Here is a 21,086-nt window from a genome sequence, read left to right as displayed (position 1 = left end):
CACTTTGACGTTTTATAATAACATCATATATGGTGTTTTCCCCTTTCTCTCCAAGCCACACCTCAAAAAAAACCAGACCATTATCTCAATGGTCTGGTTAGTAGGTATGGCTGCTTAAATTTTATAGCTAAAACTAGCATCTTCCTGCTGTGCAAAAAAATCAGCATAGCTTAAGGTGAAAATATTATCGAGATAATCGTCGACAGCTATCTTATCTTTAATTAATTTACCAAGAACCCCGGCATTTTCAAGCTCTCCTTGAATAAGCGCTCCATAGATAATCCCATCTTTGTAGATTACCTTCTGATAACAGTTTCGCTCAGTCCTGACCTGTATTTGGTAGCTATTATCAGGTGACTCTACCAGACCATAACTAATTGTCGATAGACCAGCAAAGCGCATTGAATTTTTGCTGGCAAAATTGTCAGTTAATCTTTTTTCCAACCCTACCATATTATAAGCCGCTGTCTCACCCTGTTTGACTGCCACTGGCCAGATCGGAGTCAGACTTTTTTCTCCCTGGAATACCTCATAGGACTGACAGACATCACCGGCGGCATAGATATCCTTGCTAGAACTTTCTTGATGCTCATCAACCAGAATTCCTTTATCTATCTTAACCCCTGTTCCGTCCACCAGCGAAACATTTGTCCTGACTCCAGTAGCCACAAGAATTAAATCAGTTTTCAGACTGCTCCCATCCTGCAAAACCAGTTCAACAACATTATCATGCTGATCCAGAATAACCTCATTTACGCTATTATTAGTATATATTTCAATTCCCTGTGAGTTAAATAATTTTTCATAATTAGCGGCTGCCTGCTGATCTAACTGCAGGGGCAAAATATGGGGGGCCAGTTCAATCACTGCCACCTGATTAGCAGAGGTTTTTAAGCTTGTAGCCAGATCGATACCAATTAAGCCAGCCCCAATAATTGCTATCTGCTGCTTATCCTGGCTCATCTCTTTAATCTTTTTAGCATCCTGAAGATCACGCAAGGTATAGACCTGCTTTCCTTGACGAAGACCAGCAATAGGAGGTAAGAACGCTCTAGAGCCAGTAGCAATTAACAATTTGTCATAACCGTACTTTTCTCCCTTCTTTGTTTCCACAAGTTTTTCTGCTGCTATAACCCGGACAACTTCCTGGCCTTTCTTCCAGTCGATCTGCTTCTTAACCATAAAATCAGCTGGAATAAAGGCAAGTCTATCCTCAGATCTAGCCCCACTAATAAAATGATGTAATAAACAGCGAGAATATATTGTCTCATCTTTAGAAATAATAGTTATTTCCGCAGCAGGATCTAATTTTCTAATAGTCCTGGCAGCACTTATTCCGGCAGCACTACTACCAATAATTAAATGTCTCATCTTAGCACCCCCTGCCTGGTCTCCACTTCAATTAATTTAATCGCTCCAGTGGGACAATTAGCGACACAGGACGGTTCATCCCGGCCAGCACACATATCACATTTGTTGGCTACCTCATCCACAAATTTATTTTTATTTCCAGTTTTACTTTCATACTCATCGTCAGTTTCCCTTTCTGTATCTGTCACCTTAATTCTATTTCTCACCCCGGGAAAAATCAGACCATAAGGACAGGACATTACACACATCCAGCAACCTGCACACTGTTCCTGAGCACAGCTAATATGGCCAGTCTCTTCATCCCTCTGTAAAGCCCCGGACATGCAGGCTTCCAGACAGGCAGCCTCATCACAGTGGCGGCAAAACAGGGGAATTACCTGGCCGCCCCGGTTGAGAACAATCTTATTACAGGCCTGATTGCGGGGATCAGTCAAATCCAGCTCCAGTAGTGAATTCAGTTCACTATTTTTAAGCATACAGGCCAGCACACAGCTTTTACAGGCCTGACATAAGTCCTGATCAATAACTATTCTCTTCATCATTTATCTCTCCTTTAACAAACCCAGTTTATAAACCAAGTGCCTGACGGCGCTCAATAATAATCTTTTCCAGTTCCTGAGCAGCTGCAGTAACATCTCCCTCGACTAGCAAACGGCCACCAGTCAGTCCTTTTAGATCATCCATCAAGGTTTTGGTCACGACTTTGCTGCCACTGACAAAGGGTGGTAAAGCCAGGTGTAAAGGAAGACCAAGAGCCAGCCCAAAAGCCCCGTCAGCCAGGGCCTGTTCTTCCAGCCACTGCGGTGCAGATAAGACCACCGGTAATTGTGGTATATCAACCTGCAACATCTCTGCCAGTTCACTAACTACCAGTTCCAGTCTACCGATTGCCAGACAGGGCCCAAAATTAAGCACTGGTGGAATGCCCAGATTTTCACAAACCGCCCGTAGGTTATCACCAGCCAGCTCAGCTGCCCCAGGAGAAACCAGCCCACAGTTCTCCAGTCCACCGGTAGTACAACCAGCTGACAGAACCAGAATATCACGTTTAATCAGTTCTTTGGTCAACTCAACGGTAAAAACATCATGACCCTTAGCTGTTAAATTAGAACAGCCTACAACTCCAGCTACTCCCTTAATTTTCCCACTGGCTAAAAGATCAATTAAGGGCTGGTAAGTGCCACCCAGAAACTTTTTCAAAGAATTTTCACTAACCCCGGTAATTACATCATCATAACCATGTTCTACCGGAATTTGTATCTCGACCTGGTCCCTCCGTTGTTGATAACTGTTAACTGCTCTGTCAATAATCTCATCAGCCAGCTCAGTAGCCCGGGCTGGATCAAACTGCAGCTGGTCAGCATTAGCTTTTTTCGCCACATCATCAATACAGACCTGATCAACCATAAACTCGCTTGCGATTGGTTCCAAGCCAGGGATAGTACAGTTAAACTCTGAAACTATCTGATCAATACCACCGGTAGCCAGTAAAGCTTCGCTGGTAAAGTTGTTTCCGGCATGGCCAGCATATATCTCTTGATAATGTTCTCCCCGCAACTGATAATCCTGACCGACACAGGTACAGCCGATTAGTTTAAATCCTTTTGCTCCAGCAGCCTGAGCCTTTTCCTTAACTTCCGGACTAAGTAATCTTTCCTGCAAGACAGCAAAGAGTGAGTGCTGATGGCCGGTCGGCATAATATTAATATAATCAGGATCAACTACCCGGAAACCAACCCGGGCCGGCCTAATTTTAGCCTCACCCAGCATAATATCATTTAATTTATTGCTTAGTGTTAAACCATAAAGACCAGTAGCTATTCCTAATCTTAAAGCATGTAACAACATATCGACCGGATCACTGGATAGATTGGTACTTGTTTTAATCAGTGCATCAAATACCTCTGATTTAGCGCCCCCAGGGAGTATAGCTAATTTCTGCCAGTTTTCATATCTGGCTGGCAGGGCCATTTTCTTTACTAATTCCATCTCCTGGTATCTTGGTTTATATAAGTCTGCTAAAACCCTGTCTGCTAGCGCAACTGCTTTGTGCTTACTATCTTCTCCCTTAAGATCAAACTTTTTAACCAGTTCATCCAGGGTAGTCTCTCCTTTTATTTCTGTTTTATAATTACCTAAACCCAACTCTTTCAGGTTTCGGGCTGTGTTTTCTACTATATGTAGATAACAGGCTGCACCGGCCGCTACGGCCCGCAAAAAATTACGGGCCACTATTGTATCACTATCTGCCCCACAGACACCACGTGGTGAATCAGGGGTAACCCGACAGGGACCATTCGCACATAGGCGGCAGCAGACCCCCTGCAGACCGAAACCACATTTTACCGCCTGTTTCGGTTCCCGCTGAAAAGCCGTCTCTACCCGAACACTTTTTTTCATAAATTCAGCTAATTTAAGATCAGCAGTTTTACACATTTGACATGGATTCATTAAAAACTCCTCCTAAAATTTGATTTAAAACACCCTGTTTCTCTACTTTTGAACCAGCAAGCAATTTTTCCAATCACCCTGGATAGTCCTTATCTCAGCTGTTACTTATTTAACAAACCAAGATTAGCAGATTAATATTTCTGTGATAATTTATTCACAAAAGCAAGCGGTTTAAAACCTTTTAACTAAGGCTAAACTGGAATTAGAAAACATTTGTATACTGTTTTAGTATAGTTTAAGCTAAAAATTTATAGTGTACTAATTTAGTATACTATTGGATAAATTACAACTACAATATAAATACAAAAGAATTATCTTGCAAACTTAATTCCTATTATAATTAAGTAAAGTAGCAAAAGTATATTTTTCAAATTCTTTTTCCATTACAGCCAGTATTGAATTCAAACAACAATGGATCGCACAAAAGCCCTGGGCCTTCCGGTTGCAAAACTCAGGATCTTCCTGACATTTGTTAATTATTATACTCCCTTCGATAGCAAGCACTACATCCTTGAGGGTAATCTCAGCTGGATCTCTGGCTATTTTATAACCACCATTCTGACCCCGGTAAGATTCAATAATTCCAGCCTGGATTAATTGCCTGGCAATCTTAAGTAAAAAACGTCTGGGTATCTTTTCTGCCTCAGAGATATACTTTGCTTCCACAACTTCTTCTTTATTCTTTGCTAAATATAATACTAATCTAAAAGCATAGTCTGTAGCCTGTGTTAACTTCATCATTTCCTCCCTTCTTTAATAATTCTAAGTATACCATATGAGTACACTTCTATTATAAAAAAGATTCTGCTTTCTGTCAACTAAATCTATTAATTTATAGTTTGTTTTTCAACTATAATAAGTATTATTTAAACAAATAACTATATAACAGTATGTTAGGTCATAATCTATTATTTTAATAATATTATTATAATCAATTCACTCCATTTCTTAACAAATCTGCATTGATACAAGTTCCCCCTGCAGCTGTAAAGTTAACTAAGTTTACACTACGTAGAGGCTCTAGTTAAAAGCAGTCTATTTAATTTCAATATACCCGTAATCAGAGCTTATAACTTCAATTACGTTTGCCTGTGTTCCGTTGGTGTAAGTGGCAGTCCAACCCTTCTTTGTGAAGTAGTGCGGCAGGCTAATAACAGCACTGCCACCGTTAGTTATAGTAACCTTACTGTCCTTATATTTGTCTTTAGAAGTCAACTCAAAATTACTGTTCGCAACTCCAGCTTTAAAAGAACCGCTAAAGCCACGAGGCAGAACGTAATCAATGGATGAATTACTGATTGTAGCGATAATGTCACCAAACTTGATAGCTCTGCACTGAAAAGACGCACTATCAATATCAAGAGTTATATTTCCATAATCTAGATCAGGCAGATAGAGTTTGATAGGATTTTGGCCGATGTTGTTTCCTATCTTGCTGAAAATACTTACTGTCCAGTTGCCGTTTTTCTCGTTGATCGTAACAGTGTAAACGCTACTCTCATAGTCGGCAGCGACTTCACTGGTCGTAGTAGATACAACTTCAACATCGGCAGCTCTGATTTTCAGTTCTAAATTGGATTTTGCAGCTAATGCAATGTCAGGGAGGGCTAATACAATGAATAAATCCGCCAGCAACACAACCATAACAAACATTGGTATCATTTTGAATAATCTTTTCATAGAAAATCTTCCTTTCAATAATAAAATTATTTAAATGTTGACAGGGCCTTTAAAAGATCACGACATACTTTTTCACTTGGTATATGAGAATTTTTAATCATTGGCTTAAAGTTAATAATTTTTTAAGCTTCAACATAATAGAAGTCAAATATGTTAAGTACAAAATTCCCCTAAAAAAGAATGATGATTACTAGTTAATTTATTATTATACTAATTATACCATTTTTTTATTTAATTTTCACACATTTTGATGTTAGGTAAAACTCTTAAGGGTTAAACTAAAAAGAAAGATGGGGATACTTTGAGTAAAATAATTTATCCAATTTGAATTACGTAGATAACTGACAACAAAAATTCTTATTTCTTGATTTATACTTATAATTTGATATTCAATAATATGCTAATAAACTCATTAGATTAATCTAGCTTTAAATTTCTTTACCAAGATAAATAAAAACAATAAATGAACTAAAAATCCTGCCAGAATGCTAAAGTAAAACCCCTGCTCCCCAATTACTAAAAAGCCTTGAACCGGCCAATAAAATGGGATTAATGCTGCTAAAATAGTCCATTTTGATTTAGTAAATCTAAGTAAAGGAAGCAGCATTAACAATCCTAAACCTTTAGAAAAGGCAAGCCCTTCTACTTTATTCCCGGCAAAAGCTGTTAAAAATAATGCTGTAATTGGAGATTCTAACATACTCAATAAACCTAGTATTATTAGACTTCTTATTGAAACTGCTACTAAGCCTAAAACTGGCGTAAGAATTAAGATATAAAACAAACTAATCAACATTGGCATAAAAATTCTATAGATAAGATAACCTTTCTTGGATAAAGGTGTTAAAATCAAAACCTGCACTATTCCTTCATCACGTTCATCTAATACTAAGAAGCCAGCCACTATCCCTATTAAAACTGGAACAAGTAGAATATAGTATCCAGTAATTAGAGGATAGTAATTTATTAAATCAAATTTTTCAAGAAACTCTTCTCTTAAAATAGGCACTCCATAGCGAATTAATATGGCAAAGAGTACAGGTATAAACATAATATAAATTAACATTAGCTCACGGGTAATATTCTTTAAATCATTTTGAAAAACAGCTAAGATCTTCTTCATCTTATCATTTACCCCCTTTTAAAACGAAAAACCGGTAAAAAGATTTATAAGCAAAATGATAGACTATAATAATAGCTACTATCAAATAAGCTATAGCATAGATAAGCTGCCAGACCTCCACCCCAGTAAAAGCACCAACAATCAATAATAAGGATGCCTTGGCAGGAGAAAAATAAGAGAGATAACTTTTATATAAACCAAGGTACTCAAACAAAGGGTAATTCAAAAGTATCATATAAAGTACTGAACTGAATATATAATCATTTACTGTATTAAACCTGGCTACGGCAACAAATCCAATTAGAACATAGAAAAAAGAAGTCAAAACTATACCACTAAGCAATAATAAGCAGTTGAATATAGTACCATAACTAAATATAACAATAATTACACTGGCTAATAAAGCCAATACGGTCAGGGAAACCATCTTGGAAATCAAATACTCTCTAATTCTTAAAGGGGTTACAAGCAGATAGTCTAGAGTATTTTCATCTTTTTCTAATAAAATTAATCCTCCAATAAAATAAAACCCCAATAAAGCTGGATCAGAAAAAATAATTAAGGGTAATAAAAATGTTGAGAGCTTAATTGATAAAAACTTTAAAATAAATATATAAAATAGAATTAACACTACATAAACCCCGTAAAAACCATATTTAATCTGTAAAATGATATCTCCCTTAATATTAGCCCATAATCTTCTCATTATAAATTCCTCCCAGTAGTCTCAATAAAAATATCATCTAAACTGGCTTCCTGGGTGTGAATTGTCTTAATCTCCTTAGACTTCAATAACTTATTAAACTCATGGTTCTCTCCAATTTTCTCTAAGGGAAACTCCTGGCTTAAGGTCTTTTTCCCCTGGTAATATTCTACTCTCACTAGCTTCTTTCCCCTTTTGATTTTTAATTCCTTTGGCGAATCTATTAACTTAATCTGCCCATCAACTATAAAAGCGACTCTATCACACAATTCATCAGCTACAGTCATATTATGGGTAGTCAGAAAGATAGTCTTCCCTTCTTTTTTTTTGTCTAATATTATTTCTTTGATCTTCTTAGCATTAACAGGGTCTAACCCTGAAGTCGGCTCATCTAAAAAGATAAGTTCTGGCTGATGGACAAAGGCTCTTGCAAAATTCAATCTCATCTTCATCCCTTTAGAGAAATTAGCTGCTTTAATATCAGCCTGATCACTTAATCCCACCATTTCTAATAACTCCATGAAATCTGTCTTCTTGTAATTATATAAAGAAGCAATAAAACTCAGATTCTCCATAGCTGTCAATTTATTATATAAGCTTGGCAGTTCAAAGGAAATACCGATCCTCTCATAATAATCTTTACCCCAATCCCTAATTTCCTGATCCATCACCTTAACCTGACCTTGATAATCCCTAAGCAGACCAATGATAATCTTCTGAGTTGTACTCTTTCCAGCTCCACTTGGTCCCAAAAACCCAAATATCTCTCCCTTACTGATATTAAAGCTTATTCCTCTAATTGTTTCATTAGAGTTACCTGGATAAGTGAAATGTAAATCTTTAACCTCAATCATCTTTCTACCTCCTCATAGTTAATCCTTTAGTTACAATGTCAATCAATAAATCTATAGTTTCAGGATAGATCTCTTCACCAATCTCTTTTTTATGTAGACTAATAAAAACAACCGCTCTGATTACACTGATAATAAGCTCTGGATCTTTTTCTATTATCCTGGCTTCTTTTTGCCAGATCTCTATAACTGGAATAAGCGCATCAACTGATAACTCTCTATTTTCCTTCCACTGCTCCTGACTCAACTTCTGATAGACATAGTTTAAATCATCAGAGTTGTAAATCCTATTAATAATAGGATTATCATCCATCTCTTTTAAGATGAGCTTTATTAATTCCTTTATACTTTTAGCTGCATCCCTGGAACTATTTAGAATCTCTTGACTAATCTTTTTTCTCAGCTTATTCCCTTCCAATTTAAAAATAGTAAATAATAGTTCCTCTTTAGAAGCAAAGAAATTGTAAAAACTCCCCTTTGATATGCCTACTGCCTTAGTCAGATCAGATATAGTCGTCTTTTTTAGACCAAAGATAGCTATTAACTCTTTTCCTTTTTCTATCAATTTATTTCTAATCATTTTTTGTTCCTGTGTTGAAAAGTGTCTAGGCATAGGTATCCCCTTTCTTAGACCAAATGACCGTTTTTTATTTTCGGTCATTGTTATGCAAAAAAATATTCTTCATAACTCCATTCCTATTATACCTCCTCTTCAAATATTTGTCAATTACCTCAGCTTGTAATTAATGTAGATTAGCAGACCATATATTAAATCAACTCCTGCTTTTTTTAATTTTCTTGCAACATCAGTACTTGTTAATAACTATAACTTCCAATTTACCTTATGCTGTAATTCTTCATATTCTGCAAGATCTAATGAATACATTACAATTTTACAGGAATGTGGCAATTCCTTCTCATAATTGATATAATTAAGAAGAATCAGTATAGAAAGGGGATTTATTAATGACAGATCAAGCTAAACTCGTAAATTTATGTCCTGTTTTTATTTCTCAAGATGTTAAAAAGACTGTGAAATTTTATGTTGAACAACTGGGATTTACATATGCCGAACACTATGATAAAATCGATAACTTCGCAACAATATATAGGGATTCCATCGAATTCATAATTGTTCAGGCTAAATTCGGGGAGGTTAAATCAAATAGTAAAAGACACGGTGCCGGTTATGATGCCTACATAGACCCTACTGCTGTAGAGGGTGTGGATATATTATATCAAGAATTTCTTGCCAATGATGTGAATATAATATCTAAACCACAAAAAACAGATTACGGCAGCTATGAATTTGTCATCGAAGATATTGATGGCAGATTAATTGGCATTGGAAGGATCTATGATAAGCAGACTTATTTTGAGAATTCTGATTATCTTCAGGGCAAGTAATTTTTTTATACTGGCATATTTACATTATTCTAATGCAAAATCAACAGCTTTTTTGGCAGGTATCTTTCTTTATATCTTCCCTTTAGTTCTCTTCCTTATCCTCCGTTCATAACATTTTTTAAAAAAATTTTCATTAATATATGCCATTATACGTCAAACCAGACTGGAAGATCATGTTACTTTTGTTCCATAACCTTTCGCTAAAGTTATAGTTGCAGTTGTAAACAAACCACTTACAAAAACCACCACCATAATAAAATGCAGTAATATGTTTCCTTCAGATACACCCAGATAGGTATAGCGGGTAATATTAATAAGTGGAAAAATAGGGTTTATAAATTTAAAGAATGATAGAATACCGGGCAGCTTAGAGACTTCAAAAAATACACCACCTAAGTACGATAATGGGGTAATTACAATAGATAACATAAAATTCAAGCGTTCAAAGCTTTCTATTAACAGCCCAGAAATTAGGCCTAATGAAGCGAAAATAAAAGATGTTACACATAACATGATAAAGAAATCAACTGGAGATTCTATTTTAAAACCAACAAAAATTGCTGTTGCTGTGTAGGTTAATGAACCAACCAGAAGTCCTCTAATGGTTCCTCCCAGGATAAAGGCCAGGGATTTTTCTATATTAGAAATAGGGTAACTGTTTAGATCCTGTATAGTATTTTGATACTTATGTGATATTATAGAAAATGAAGGGTTCTGAAAGGCTGCCATAATTGCCCCCATAGTAGCCAGTCCCGGCACAATAAATAATAGGTAATTTACTCCTTCTACTCCCACCTGCCTTGTTCTCATCATTCCTCCAAATATCCCTAAGTAAAGTATATTTGACAGCAATGGTGATAGTATAGTCTGGATTGGAACTTTCATGAATCTACGAACCTCTCTCATCAACAGTGTCATAAAACCAATTCTATTATAAAATAATGTCATAATTGACCTCCTATTCTTTAACCAGACTGAGATATACATCCTGTAAACTCTGTTTCTTAACATTAATATTATTAAACTCCAGCTCCATTTCAGTCATATCCCGAAATAGTTTTGTTAAATCTTTTTTTAATATATCAAGATAAACTCTTGTCTTAACAACTCTGGGATTGTATTTATTTAAAAATCTAATATCATCCTTACCAAGCTCTTTATCAAAATCAATTTCTAATGATATATTTGTTGAGTAATTCTCCAGTAATTCCTCTTTGGGTTCATCCTTAATGATTCGCCCTTTATCGATGATAATTACCCGTTTACACAGCTTTTCGGCCTCTTCAAGATAATGGGTCGTTAAAATGATAGTAATGCCCAGTTGATGAAGTTTCTCTAAAAATTCATGCATAGAGTTACGTAAATCAACATCAACCCCAGCAGTCGGTTCATCTAAGATAAGAATTTTAGGTTGATGGACAAGGGCTTTGGCTATTAGCAGTCTCCGTCTCATACCGCCAGAAAGTCCACGGATACTGGCACGTTTTTTGTCCTGTAATGATAAGATCTCTAATAACTCATCTATATATTGATTATTATTTTTGATTCCAAAATACCCTGATTGTATTTCTAGTATTTCTTTAACTGTAAAAAAAGTATCTAGGGCAACTTCCTGAGGAACAACACCAATTATTCTTTTAGTTGCAAGTTCATCACTATCTAAATCATATCTTCCAATCTGAACAGTACCACTACTTTTTTTCACATTCCCTGCTAAGATATTTATTAAGGTGCTTTTGCCAGCACCGTTCTGGCCTAATAATGCTGTAAATTCCCCTTCCTCTATACTCAAATTAACATTCTTTAAAGCCTCTATTTTACCATTGGCATATGTTTTTGATAGGTTTTTTATTACTAACATTAAACTATTACCTCTTTCTTTATTTTGCCTGCTTATTACTGACAGCCCTTCTTATTCCAAACTCCAGATAACTCTCCCTATTTTCTTTCATTTCCTTAAGAATTAATGATGAGGGAAGTAAAGATGAATTTGTTATTTTTTCTAATTCATTCTCAACAGCAAACTGATATTTATTTTCAGAAGAATTCTCATCCATACACAGAGCAATAAGCCTTAGTTTTTTAAATATCTCTCTCCCCCATTCCTGTAAAGGTATTTTTTTATCGTTATATTTATAAAGTTCTAAGTCAGGATTCCTACCACACAGGGCTGATAAATTATGATTATTATTGATTTTATGTAATTCAGATTTAGTAATTATTTTGTTTTCTTCAAAAAGACAGAATAACATAAATACCTGTAAAAAATATAACTGATCAAGATTGATGCCTACTTTATCAAAGGGGTTTAAGTCCAATATTCGTACTTCCAAATACTCGACTCCTCTCTCTTTCAGTGAATTTAACATTGTTTCATCTTTTTTATTTATCTGTTTTGGACGGATCGAACAGTAGAATTCACTCTCTGTCTGCAACAGATTATCATTCAACTGTAATTGCTTTTCATCCTTATAGATACCAAGTTTCCTATATTTTTCACTCTTCAATGAAAGCAGTTTTCGCAGCTTTAATAGGTATTCTTCTATACTATTAAAGTAAATATTATACTTACTGGGATATGGATTAGAATACCCAAAACGGCTTACTCTCAAAGATGTTGAAAACTGCTGCTCATATTCATTAATAACATTACAACATTCTGGACAACAATCTTTAATTAATTGTAATTCCTGATAAATTACGGAATAATAAGTAGGATGAGCAACTGGAGATGCACCAAAAAGATAAATTAATAACCAGCGATATCTCAAGTAATTTCTAATTATCGTAAAATATATTTCGTTTTTAAAAGAACGCCTTTCTTCGTCCTTACCAAAAGATTTATGTAGAAATTCCAGCATTCCATCACTTAAAGAGAAATTATAGTGAAGTCCAGAAATCATCTGTCTTTTTTTCCCATAACGCAGTGCCAGACCATTTCTATATATTTCTTTTTTTCTACCTTCTCTAGAATTATTAAACCTGGCTATTGGTATCTGTTCTTCATCAGGAAGCCTGGGTGGCATACTTAAGGGCCACAGCAGTTCTCCCTTGATTTCTTTTTCAACTTCTAATTGTATGTTTTTTAGGTGTTGATATGCTTCTTCGATGGATTTAGCTGGTGGTGTAATCAATTCCAATTGACATTCTGAAAAATCAGTAGTAATATAGGGATTTTCTAGCTTATCACCAAATACAGTAGGGTGATCTGTTAAGGCAAGATCACCGAATTCAGTAACCCTCTGTGATTCCTTCTCCAATCCCCATTTGCCTTCTAATAATAACTTGCTTTTACTATACTCAGAAAATTTATCTAACATTAATGAAAAGTTCCAGTTCATAATTTCCTCCACATATATTATTAATTTATGTTTCTAATGTTTTATAACAATCGAACATTTAAATATACTATTATATAAGTGTCTTTAAAATAATTTAATATAATCCCTACCTTTTAATAATTATTTAAGAAATTTCCTGACAGCTTCTACTGCTTCTAAATTGATTTTACAAATAAAACAGCGGCCATTACGGGTATATGTTATCAAACCTGCATTATGAAGTTCCTTAAAATGGTAGGAAATAGTTGAACGGGACAAATCCATACAACAGCAAGCCTTACTGAAACACTTCTCTATTCCTTCATCAAAAGATGATTCAAGGTCAGTACAGCCGCTGGATTTATACCATTCATATAACATCTTAAAAAGATGATACCTTTTTTCACTGGAAAGGGCTTTAAATATTTTAACTAAATCAACTTTTTTATTCATCATAGTTCTATTATACTCGAACTATGGAACAATGTCAATAACTTTTAGGTGTGTCAATAAAAAAGATAGCCTGGAAATTCCAAGCTATCTTCATATGTAAACTGATCTCTTCTAAATACTATAAAGCGATTTCTCCTTCTTCTCCCGTCCTTATTCTAATGGCATTGGCTAGATCTACTACAAATATCTTACCATCTCCAATTTCACCTGTATGGGCATTATCTGTGATAGCTCTTTTAATAGTATCTAGATCTTCGTCCATCATCATAATTTCTAATTTTATTTTAGGAATCATTTCTAACTGAAATTTTTCACCTCTCCACTGCTGAACAATTCCTTTTTGTTTCCCATGACCCTCAATTTCAGAGACCATTAAACCTGAACAGCCTACTTTTTTTAACGCCTGCCTAACTTTTTCTAATTTTTCTGGTCGAATAATAGCAATCATATATTTCATTTTATATTCTCCTTTTTATCAATAGATTTAATCACAGTTGAAGAACCTTCACCCTGGTCTATACCGATAGCAGAATAAATAGGTTTTCTAGATAAAAATTCAGGATAAGCTGTGTTACCATGTTCGCCGATATCAAGTCCCTGAATTTCTTCATGAAGACTTACCCTAATACCAATCGTTGATTTAAGAATAAACCAGAAGATAAGAGAAATCAAGAATACATAAAATGCTGTTGCAATTATACCAGTGAATTGAGAAAGTAATAAAGAAAATCCACCACTATAGAACAATCCATTAGGAGAAGATACGCCCCCTATACCATCCTGAGCAAATAAACCAACAGCCAGTGTTCCAAATACTCCATTTATTAGATGGACTGATATGGCACCAACTGGGTCATCTATTTTAATATGATCAAACCATATTACTGAAAGCACCACTAATATTCCCGCAATAAAGCCTATTATTAATGCACTACTAAGACTCACAAAAGCACACCCGGCTGTTACAGCAACCAAACCTGCTAAACAGCCATTTAATGTCATACCTAAATCAGGTTTTCCTAATAAAATCCAGGAAATTATTGTAGAACTAAGGATAGCAGCAACCGCAGCTGTATTAGTGGTCATCACAATATGAGAAATTGAGACCGGGTCAGCTGCCATGGTAGAACCAGGATTAAATCCAAACCATCCTAACCATAGAACAAATACACCAATATTGGCAATAGGTAAATTATGCCCGGGAATTGGAATGGGTTTGCCATCATCATTATATTTTCCAAAGCGAGGGCCCAGGATAAGTACACCAGCCAATGCAGCCCAACCACCCACTGAATGTACAACTGTGGAACCAGCAAAATCCAGCATACAAAGACCAGATAACCAGCCGCCACCCCAGATCCAATGTCCTATAATAGGGTAAACAAATATTGCCATAAAAAACACAAATATAGCAAAGGCATGATATTTAATTCTTTCAGCCACAGCACCAGATACAATAGTCGCAGCTGTACCACAAAATACTAATTGAAAGAAAAATTTAGCTAATAAAGGAACACCAGTCCAGGAGATAGCGGAATATACACCATTATATGCATCACCAATATTAGGTGAATTATCAAGACCAGTCAAGAAGAATAAACCTTTTAGTCCCATAAATCCATTACCATCACCAAACATTAATCCCCAACCTAAAACTAGAAATCCTAATGAAGAAACAGCAAAAACAATAAAGTTTTTAGATAAAATATTAACACTGTTTTTAGCACGAGTAAAACCTGTCTCAACCATTGCAAATCCCAGATTCATAAAAAATACCAGCATCCCTGCAATCAACACCCACAAAGTATCCATAACCACCATAGATTCCATTTTTTAATCACCCCATAAATTTAAAATTATATAATAAAATAAAAACAAAAAACCTATTCATGTTAGGTTTTTGTTATAAAAAAGTATATTATGAATAATTATAACATGTAATTAACATACAATCAATAAAAATAGTGCAATTTAAGTGTAATTTAAATTATATATGCAAAAACCGCTGTCTTAAAAGACAGCGGTAAAAAAAGCTATTTAACATTCTATTATTCTCCTTATTGGTTAGAAAGATGATAATTATAAGATAGGGAAATCAAATACCCTTACGCCCACGTTATTTTTTAGCTTCAACAAAAATAACATCATTACTAGCAAACTCATTTTTAGCAATCAAATCAGTACTGACAGATATAATTTTAAATTTATTTTTATTCAATAACTCTTGTATTTTACTTTTAGAATAATAATGATCCCAAGTAATATATTCTCTAGGCTTTTTATTCTCTTCGATTATTATTGTCCTTGTTCCCCAAACTCTTTGTTCACTAAAATGCTTTACCTCTTCTAGTAATAAATGTGGATTATTAGACCAGAAATTTCCTCCATCCGAATAATGCCAATCTCTCTTCTCCTGTTTGTTTTCACATAATCCTTGTTGAAATACATCAAATATAAAAACCCCACCATCTTTCAAGCTATTATAAATTTTTTTCAATAAAACTTTCTGTTCATCAGGAATTAAAGCACCAAAATCACAATAAATACAGATCACAGCATCATATCCAGTACCTATATCATCATTAATATAATCCTTACGAAAATAATTTATTTGTAAATTTTCTTCGATAGCTTTCTTTTTTGCATAAGATATTGAGCGTTGTGATATATCAATTCCGGTAACTAAATATCCTTTTTTTGATAATAATGAAGCATATAAGCCTGGTCCACAGCCTAAATCTAATATCTTGGCTTCTTTTGCTAGTTTAGATTCTATCCATTTGATTGTCTTCTTTATAGTATTAATATTTCTACTAGCTCCATTACTATTTAAATCAAGATGAGCAGTTAACATATTCTTAGATATATATTCATCAGTCCAGATAAAATTATTGCTTCTTTGATACATTTGTAAATTACTAAATACCATGTATTATCACTCTTTTCTAGGTGGGATTTTGTTCATATTTGATTTTAATCACTAGAAAATTTATTATTATATTAATTATACCATTTTTTCATTTGGTTTTCACACACTTTGACGTTAGACAAAACCCCTGAGGCTTAAATTCTACACTAAAAAGAAAGAGGAGAATATTATTCATCTTCCTCGCAAAAAGACTTAGCTTGTCTGGAAATTTTAAAATACATAAGACACTAATTTATATTCAATTGAATAATCTATTAATAATAAATTTTACAGGAGGAAATACAATGGGATATTATGTTACAACAAAATCAAAGGTAAAAATATATGTACAGGATATTAATCCCAGAGCTAATAAGATAATCTTATTTTTACACGGTTGGCCCGGAAGTCACAGACTATTCGAATATCAATATGACCAGCTTCCAAAGATGGGATATAGGTGTATAGGAATAGATACAAGAGGGTTTGGCGATTCGGATAAGCCTTTTTGGGGTTATGATTATGACACTCTGGCTGATGATGTCAGGTGTGTAGTAGATGAACTAGGATTATATAATTTTACTTTAGCAGGTCATTCCACTGGAGGGGCAATAGCTGTTAGATATATGGGACGGCATAAAGGCTATGGTGTATCCAAACTAGCACTTTTTGCTGCAGCAGCACCCAGTCTTATCAGGCGCCCTAACTTTACTTATGGTTTACCAGAAGAAACAGTTCTGCAAATTATACAGGACACCTATACAGACCGACCAGAAATGCTGAGGAATTTTGCTAATATGTTTTTCTTTCAACATACCTCAGCAGCCTTTTTAGACTGGTTTTTCCAGTTAGGATTACAGGCAGCAGGTTGGGCAACGGCAGCTGTTGCAAATACCTGGATAAAAGAAGTACTGTTTGCTGATCTGGAAAAAATAAATATTCCAACATTAATTATTCACGGTATTCATGACCAGGTTGTTCCTTTCCAATTAGGTGAGATACAGCAGAAAATGATTAGAAATTCTAAACTTGTACCATTTGAATACAGTGGACATGGTTCATTCTATGATCAGAAAGATGAATTTAATAAAGTATTGATTAAATTCATTGAGAGTCATGTCTACTGATTTTATTTTTTTCCTTGTGACAAAAAACATTATAGATGAAGATAAATTTAATGATGCATTAGCTATTTAATAAAAAACTTGCTAATTGGACCGATATTCTAGCTAAAAATATGGAGGAAGAAGAAATAAATACAATAATTGAAAGACTAAAAACGATGTCCCAAAATGCTCTTTCAGTAACGAAAGGAGAAAACTATGAGTAAAATTGAAAACAAAGATAACAATAAAATTAAGCTGACAATCCTATCATTATCTTTAATAACTGTTATGTCTGGTGCTGCTGTTTCACCTGCTTTAGGACCAATTGCTAACTATTTTCATAATGCCGCTCCTTTATTGATTAAATTAATAATAACCATACCTTCATTATTTATTATTTTAACTTCATTATTGTTTAGTTTAATTGCTAATAAATTTTCAACAAAATCAATAGCTATCCTGGGTCTGATTTTATATATTGTAGGAGGTTGCTGTGCTGGTCTGGTTAACAATATCTATTTATTATTAGTTTTTCGTATAATTTTAGGAATAGGTGTTGGCTTAATAATGCCTTTATCAACCGGCTTAATCTCTTATTTATTTGATAAAAATGAGCAGTCAACTTTAATGGGTTATTCTTCGGCGATGAATAATATAGGGGGAGTTATTGCTCTGGCTGTTTCAGGTTTGCTGGTTGCTATAAATTGGCGTTATAGTTTTATTGTTTATTTATTAGGTTTACTGGTAATGGTGATGGTTATTATCTTTTTGCCAGCTGTAAACATCAAAAGCTCCAGGAGTAGTCTGGATAAAAGCAGTACTCTTAAAATTTTGCCACATATCTCTGCTATGTTTATAGTAATGTTAATTTTCTATGCCCTGCCTGCTAATTTTTCCATAATAATGACTAAACAGAGACTGATACCAACTTCTTTAATCGGAGTTTTAATGTCGATTCAAAATATATTCGCTTTTCTGGCCGGGATGATCTTAAGTAAGATTATTAAGAAATTTGCTGATAAGACAAAATATCTGGCAATTTTTATGCTATTTTTAGGATATTTAATCTTAAGTTTCACCAACAACGTCTATGCTATCATTCTTGCTTTACTGGCTATTGGAATTGGCTTTGGGATAATAGTACCACTGCTAAATTTACAAATCTCTTTGAATATTGTGAAGGAAAAAGCGCCTGCTGCCATGGCTTTGATGGTTTCAATGCTATATTTAGGTCAGTTTCTTTCCCCAATAATCTTAGATCTTATAAAAAATATATTCAATTTACAGGATATCAAAGCGCCATTTTTTATTGCGACAATAATTTCCATGATTTTTTTATTCTGCTTAAAGAAAATACCTGTTCAATATACTAAATTAGAAAACTAATTTAGCATATATTAGGTAAAATAATGTTTTGCTTACTAATAAATCCGACTTGCTTAACTTATTTAAAAAAACAAAAAACTAAACGGCCTTTAGCCCAATGAAATTTAGGACTTTGACCGCTTGCATCTGAATTTACTATTTTATCTGATTAACCCTTAACAAACCATGTGGGGCCCGGCGAAGAAGCAGGCTGATTCGAGCACAATTATAAATATACAGCATCTTTTTTAGCAATACGCTTAATAGGAAGGCCTGAATACATTAATTTAATAAAGAGTAATGATTCAAGTAACTGTATAGCTCATTTTTAATCACTAATAGCCTTCTTATACTGGCCAGGAGTAATCCCGTATCTCTCCTTAAAACGACGGTTCATATGGCTTTGGTCTGAAAAACCAGCCATTACTGCTACTTTAGATAAAGATATGTCCTTATTTATTATCTTTTTAGCTATTTCAACCCTACGCTGATTTAAATAATTATGGGGCGTTAATCCGGTTGTTTTTCTAAACAATCTGGAAAAATAATAAGGAGATAAATTTATTTCTTCCGCTATATCATCCAGTAATATATTTCTGTGGGCATTACTATCAATGTATTCACAGGCTCTTTTTATTAAAAAATTATCTTTTTTAATGCTGACCGGATTTTTAGACAATTCTCCATACCTCAATAATAAGCCTGCAATCGCATCGTAAAACTTTGTGTGGACTTCCAGGAAATTATTATTTCCCTCATTTATTGCCCTGAATAAATCTACTAATTTATATGAAAGCTGGTTGTCATAATGAACTGTCTCATTAAAATGAAAATAACTAAAACTATTACCATACATTTCCCGCACAGTTTTATTAATTATCTCAGCATCAATATAAACTATCTGATACTCTAAACCGGATTTTAATTCTGAATAGCCGTCATGAACTTCTCCAGGATTTATAGTAATTATACCGTTCTTAGAGACTTTATATAAATGACCTTCACAATGAAAACTTTGAATCCCCCTTCTGGTTATGGCAATGGCATATTCCTTATGGCTATGTTTTTTATAAGTAAAATCATACATTTGGGCTTCCAGTAAAGAAACCCCTGTTAGCGCCTTTATTTCCAAAAAGTTAAACATTTTTTCACTGGCTCCTTTGTTCATTGTAAACTTCCCTGATAACATTATAACAAAATATTATTCTAAACAAAATTATAGGACTTAAAATACATATTCCCATAATATAGATACAGCTACTAATAACAAAATTACGGACATAACTTTGTTGAAAACAGAAAAAAATACCCTCTTTTTAATAAAGCTGCTTAAAAATTTTCCAATTAAAGAATAAGTAAAAGGAGCAAAAAAAGCAAGTACTCCAATTATAAATGAGATAATGAAAATATTAAAGCCCTTAATATTATTACTGGGAAAATAAACTGTAGCAATTGGTAAAGTTGCTAATATGGCCTTTGGATTGAATACCTGTATTACAAACCCGTTTTCAAAACCCAAAATTGCCTCTTTAGAATCACCCTCAACTTTATTATTGTGAGTCCACAGCTTAAAGGCTAAATACAAAATATAAATAGAACCAGCGATACTAAAATATATCAAATAATCCTCTTTTATGACCTTTTCTCCACCTATACCAAATAAAAAACAGTAAATAAACATTGATAATCCAACACCCATAAAAAATCCTATAGATTTATTTATTCTATCGTTCAAACCAATATTAATTCCCAATAAATTAACAGGCCCTGGTGAATACATAACCCCTAATACATATAAAAACATTGAAACCATATAAATTATCCCCCTTCTTTATACTAATAAATATTTGTAATATAGTCATATTTAATTTTAAAGATATGATTATAATTATTATATATAACATAATAGCTTTTTTCTTGAATAAAATTGCTTTATATTACTTTTTTACATAACAAAAACAGACCCCATCATTTAAGATAGGGCCTGTATTCTTAAAATTCACATTATTAGTTGGTAAATTTAGTTAATACATCCATTAGTTCATTAATAATTGCATCGCCTTCTTCATTTTTGATAGCTCGCTGTACGCATCCATGTGTGTGTCTATCAAGAATTTTAAGACCAACTTTTTTCAAGGCCCCTCTGACCGCATTAATCTGGGTTAAGATATCCACACAATACTTATCCTCATCAATCATTCTTTGAATACCCCGTACCTGACCTTCTATTTTTTTTAGTCTCATATCTAAATCTTTTTTATCTGGTTCACATAATGAATTCATATAAATCCTCCCTCAAAATTCTTATACTCTATACCCTAATAAGACATTTTAACCCTACTTTAGTT

At 34.0% G+C, this 21,086-nt stretch carries 22 protein-coding genes; 3 read left to right on the top strand and 19 right to left on the bottom strand.

The features are described 5' to 3' along the window. Positions 1–114 precede the first annotated feature (114 nt). From GM661_RS05410 to GM661_RS05370, 9 genes are all read right to left on the bottom strand, one after another. A complete protein-coding gene (locus tag GM661_RS05410; protein WP_230869087.1) occupies positions 115–1,371 on the bottom strand; it encodes an NAD(P)/FAD-dependent oxidoreductase in 1,257 nt (418 codons plus the stop codon). Then, entirely contained in the window at positions 1,368–1,910 is a 543-nt protein-coding gene (locus tag GM661_RS05405; RefSeq protein WP_230869086.1) for a 4Fe-4S dicluster domain-containing protein, read from the bottom strand. The genes GM661_RS05410 and GM661_RS05405 overlap by 4 nt, the downstream gene beginning before the upstream one ends. A gap of 28 nt (positions 1,911–1,938) precedes the next feature. Next, positions 1,939–3,822 carry an anaerobic carbon-monoxide dehydrogenase catalytic subunit gene (gene cooS, locus GM661_RS05400; protein ID WP_230869085.1) on the bottom strand — a complete coding sequence of 628 codons (1,884 nt, stop codon included), beginning with the start codon at positions 3,820–3,822 and terminating at the stop codon, positions 1,939–1,941. A gap of 324 nt (positions 3,823–4,146) precedes the next feature. Continuing rightward, positions 4,147–4,560 carry an RrF2 family transcriptional regulator gene (locus GM661_RS05395; protein WP_230869084.1) on the bottom strand — a complete coding sequence of 138 codons (414 nt, stop codon included), beginning with the start codon at positions 4,558–4,560 and terminating at the stop codon, positions 4,147–4,149. A gap of 297 nt (positions 4,561–4,857) precedes the next feature. Continuing rightward, positions 4,858–5,502: a hypothetical protein gene (locus GM661_RS05390; RefSeq protein ID WP_230869083.1), complete on the bottom strand. Its 645-nt coding sequence runs from the start codon at positions 5,500–5,502 to the stop codon at positions 4,858–4,860. A 412-nt stretch (positions 5,503–5,914) separates the two neighbouring features. After that, positions 5,915–6,625: an ABC transporter permease gene (locus tag GM661_RS05385; protein WP_230869082.1), complete on the bottom strand. Its 711-nt coding sequence runs from the start codon at positions 6,623–6,625 to the stop codon at positions 5,915–5,917. Between the two features lie 4 nt (positions 6,626–6,629). Then, entirely contained in the window at positions 6,630–7,331 is a 702-nt protein-coding gene (locus tag GM661_RS05380) for a fluoroquinolone export ABC transporter permease subunit (protein ID WP_230869081.1), read from the bottom strand. Beyond that, positions 7,331–8,182, bottom strand: coding sequence for an ABC transporter ATP-binding protein (locus GM661_RS05375; RefSeq protein ID WP_230869080.1), 852 nt, complete (start codon positions 8,180–8,182; stop codon positions 7,331–7,333). Before GM661_RS05375 ends, GM661_RS05380 begins: the two co-directional genes overlap by 1 nt. A gap of 4 nt (positions 8,183–8,186) precedes the next feature. Then, positions 8,187–8,792: a TetR/AcrR family transcriptional regulator gene (locus GM661_RS05370; RefSeq protein WP_230869079.1), complete on the bottom strand. Its 606-nt coding sequence runs from the start codon at positions 8,790–8,792 to the stop codon at positions 8,187–8,189. Between the two features lie 353 nt (positions 8,793–9,145). Here GM661_RS05370 and GM661_RS05365 point away from each other — a divergent pair, with 353 nt between their 5' ends. Beyond that, on the top strand, positions 9,146–9,586 hold the full coding sequence (locus GM661_RS05365; RefSeq protein WP_125988903.1) for a VOC family protein: 441 nt from the start codon (positions 9,146–9,148) through the stop codon (positions 9,584–9,586). Between the two features lie 171 nt (positions 9,587–9,757). Here GM661_RS05365 and GM661_RS05360 read toward each other — a convergent pair whose 3' ends face one another. The 7 genes from GM661_RS05360 to GM661_RS05330 form a co-directional block, all read right to left on the bottom strand. Then, positions 9,758–10,534, bottom strand: coding sequence for an ABC transporter permease (locus GM661_RS05360; protein WP_230869078.1), 777 nt, complete (start codon positions 10,532–10,534; stop codon positions 9,758–9,760). 10 nt (positions 10,535–10,544) lie between these two features. Next, positions 10,545–11,447, bottom strand: a complete 903-nt coding sequence (locus tag GM661_RS05355) for an ABC transporter ATP-binding protein (RefSeq protein WP_230869077.1) — start codon at positions 11,445–11,447, stop codon at positions 10,545–10,547. A 19-nt stretch (positions 11,448–11,466) separates the two neighbouring features. Continuing rightward, a complete protein-coding gene (gene gshA, locus GM661_RS05350; RefSeq protein WP_230869076.1) occupies positions 11,467–12,927 on the bottom strand; it encodes a glutamate--cysteine ligase in 1,461 nt (486 codons plus the stop codon). 120 nt (positions 12,928–13,047) lie between these two features. Then, positions 13,048–13,362, bottom strand: coding sequence for an ArsR/SmtB family transcription factor (locus tag GM661_RS05345; protein ID WP_230869075.1), 315 nt, complete (start codon positions 13,360–13,362; stop codon positions 13,048–13,050). A gap of 115 nt (positions 13,363–13,477) precedes the next feature. After that, complete coding sequence (locus tag GM661_RS05340) at positions 13,478–13,816, bottom strand: P-II family nitrogen regulator (protein ID WP_230869074.1); 339 nt, start codon at positions 13,814–13,816, stop codon at positions 13,478–13,480. Beyond that, positions 13,813–15,189: an ammonium transporter gene (locus GM661_RS05335; protein WP_230869073.1), complete on the bottom strand. Its 1,377-nt coding sequence runs from the start codon at positions 15,187–15,189 to the stop codon at positions 13,813–13,815. The genes GM661_RS05340 and GM661_RS05335 overlap by 4 nt, the downstream gene beginning before the upstream one ends. Before the next feature lie 286 nt (positions 15,190–15,475). After that, positions 15,476–16,288 (bottom strand): class I SAM-dependent methyltransferase, encoded by an 813-nt coding sequence (locus tag GM661_RS05330; RefSeq protein WP_230869072.1) that lies wholly within the window; start codon positions 16,286–16,288, stop codon positions 15,476–15,478. Positions 16,289–16,572: 284 nt separating this feature from the next. Between GM661_RS05330 and GM661_RS05325 the strand changes: the two genes are divergently transcribed. Both GM661_RS05325 and GM661_RS05320 read left to right on the top strand, forming a co-directional pair. Beyond that, positions 16,573–17,394: an alpha/beta fold hydrolase gene (locus tag GM661_RS05325; protein WP_230869071.1), complete on the top strand. Its 822-nt coding sequence runs from the start codon at positions 16,573–16,575 to the stop codon at positions 17,392–17,394. Between the two features lie 195 nt (positions 17,395–17,589). Next, positions 17,590–18,759, top strand: coding sequence for an MFS transporter (locus GM661_RS05320; protein WP_230869070.1), 1,170 nt, complete (start codon positions 17,590–17,592; stop codon positions 18,757–18,759). A 307-nt stretch (positions 18,760–19,066) separates the two neighbouring features. On the opposite strand, the gene GM661_RS05315 is transcribed toward GM661_RS05320, so the two are convergent. The 3 genes from GM661_RS05315 to GM661_RS05305 all read right to left on the bottom strand — a co-directional run bounded on the left by GM661_RS05315 (position 19,067) and on the right by GM661_RS05305 (position 21,021). Beyond that, positions 19,067–19,906, bottom strand: a complete 840-nt coding sequence (locus GM661_RS05315; RefSeq protein ID WP_164522157.1) for a helix-turn-helix domain-containing protein — start codon at positions 19,904–19,906, stop codon at positions 19,067–19,069. A gap of 57 nt (positions 19,907–19,963) precedes the next feature. Continuing rightward, positions 19,964–20,551, bottom strand: coding sequence for a LysE family translocator (locus GM661_RS05310; protein WP_230869069.1), 588 nt, complete (start codon positions 20,549–20,551; stop codon positions 19,964–19,966). Positions 20,552–20,745: 194 nt separating this feature from the next. Continuing rightward, positions 20,746–21,021, bottom strand: a complete 276-nt coding sequence (locus tag GM661_RS05305; RefSeq protein WP_230869068.1) for a metal-sensitive transcriptional regulator — start codon at positions 21,019–21,021, stop codon at positions 20,746–20,748. Positions 21,022–21,086: the final 65 nt, after the last annotated feature.

It is taken from the genome of Iocasia fonsfrigidae (genome assembly GCF_017751145.1).
In the GTDB taxonomy this organism is placed as follows: Bacteria; Bacillota; Halanaerobiia; order Halanaerobiales; family DTU029; genus Iocasia; species Iocasia fonsfrigidae.
The sequence above is the reverse complement of the archived record's forward strand: the minus strand, read 5'-3'. Positions and strand labels throughout refer to the sequence as shown.

Bases quoted from the DNA above. Each gene is read 5' to 3' on its own strand.
- GM661_RS05410 (WP_230869087.1), bottom strand. From the start codon at position 1,371: ATGAGACATTTAATTATTGGTAGTAGTGCTGCCGGAATAAGTGCTGCC.
- GM661_RS05405 (WP_230869086.1), bottom strand. From the start codon at position 1,910: ATGAAGAGAATAGTTATTGATCAGGACTTATGTCAGGCCTGTAAAAGC.
- cooS (WP_230869085.1), bottom strand. From the start codon at position 3,822: ATGAATCCATGTCAAATGTGTAAAACTGCTGATCTTAAATTAGCTGAA.
- GM661_RS05395 (WP_230869084.1), bottom strand. From the start codon at position 4,560: ATGAAGTTAACACAGGCTACAGACTATGCTTTTAGATTAGTATTATAT.
- GM661_RS05390 (WP_230869083.1), bottom strand. From the start codon at position 5,502: ATGAAAAGATTATTCAAAATGATACCAATGTTTGTTATGGTTGTGTTG.
- GM661_RS05385 (WP_230869082.1), bottom strand. From the start codon at position 6,625: ATGAAGAAGATCTTAGCTGTTTTTCAAAATGATTTAAAGAATATTACC.
- GM661_RS05380 (WP_230869081.1), bottom strand. From the start codon at position 7,331: ATGAGAAGATTATGGGCTAATATTAAGGGAGATATCATTTTACAGATT.
- GM661_RS05375 (WP_230869080.1), bottom strand. From the start codon at position 8,182: ATGATTGAGGTTAAAGATTTACATTTCACTTATCCAGGTAACTCTAAT.
- GM661_RS05370 (WP_230869079.1), bottom strand. From the start codon at position 8,792: ATGCCTAGACACTTTTCAACACAGGAACAAAAAATGATTAGAAATAAA.
- GM661_RS05365 (WP_125988903.1), top strand. From the start codon at position 9,146: ATGACAGATCAAGCTAAACTCGTAAATTTATGTCCTGTTTTTATTTCT.
- GM661_RS05360 (WP_230869078.1), bottom strand. From the start codon at position 10,534: ATGACATTATTTTATAATAGAATTGGTTTTATGACACTGTTGATGAGA.
- GM661_RS05355 (WP_230869077.1), bottom strand. From the start codon at position 11,447: ATGTTAGTAATAAAAAACCTATCAAAAACATATGCCAATGGTAAAATA.
- gshA (WP_230869076.1), bottom strand. From the start codon at position 12,927: ATGAACTGGAACTTTTCATTAATGTTAGATAAATTTTCTGAGTATAGT.
- GM661_RS05345 (WP_230869075.1), bottom strand. From the start codon at position 13,362: ATGATGAATAAAAAAGTTGATTTAGTTAAAATATTTAAAGCCCTTTCC.
- GM661_RS05340 (WP_230869074.1), bottom strand. From the start codon at position 13,816: ATGAAATATATGATTGCTATTATTCGACCAGAAAAATTAGAAAAAGTT.
- GM661_RS05335 (WP_230869073.1), bottom strand. From the start codon at position 15,189: ATGGAATCTATGGTGGTTATGGATACTTTGTGGGTGTTGATTGCAGGG.
- GM661_RS05330 (WP_230869072.1), bottom strand. From the start codon at position 16,288: ATGGTATTTAGTAATTTACAAATGTATCAAAGAAGCAATAATTTTATC.
- GM661_RS05325 (WP_230869071.1), top strand. From the start codon at position 16,573: ATGGGATATTATGTTACAACAAAATCAAAGGTAAAAATATATGTACAG.
- GM661_RS05320 (WP_230869070.1), top strand. From the start codon at position 17,590: ATGAGTAAAATTGAAAACAAAGATAACAATAAAATTAAGCTGACAATC.
- GM661_RS05315 (WP_164522157.1), bottom strand. From the start codon at position 19,906: ATGAACAAAGGAGCCAGTGAAAAAATGTTTAACTTTTTGGAAATAAAG.
- GM661_RS05310 (WP_230869069.1), bottom strand. From the start codon at position 20,551: ATGGTTTCAATGTTTTTATATGTATTAGGGGTTATGTATTCACCAGGG.
- GM661_RS05305 (WP_230869068.1), bottom strand. From the start codon at position 21,021: ATGAATTCATTATGTGAACCAGATAAAAAAGATTTAGATATGAGACTA.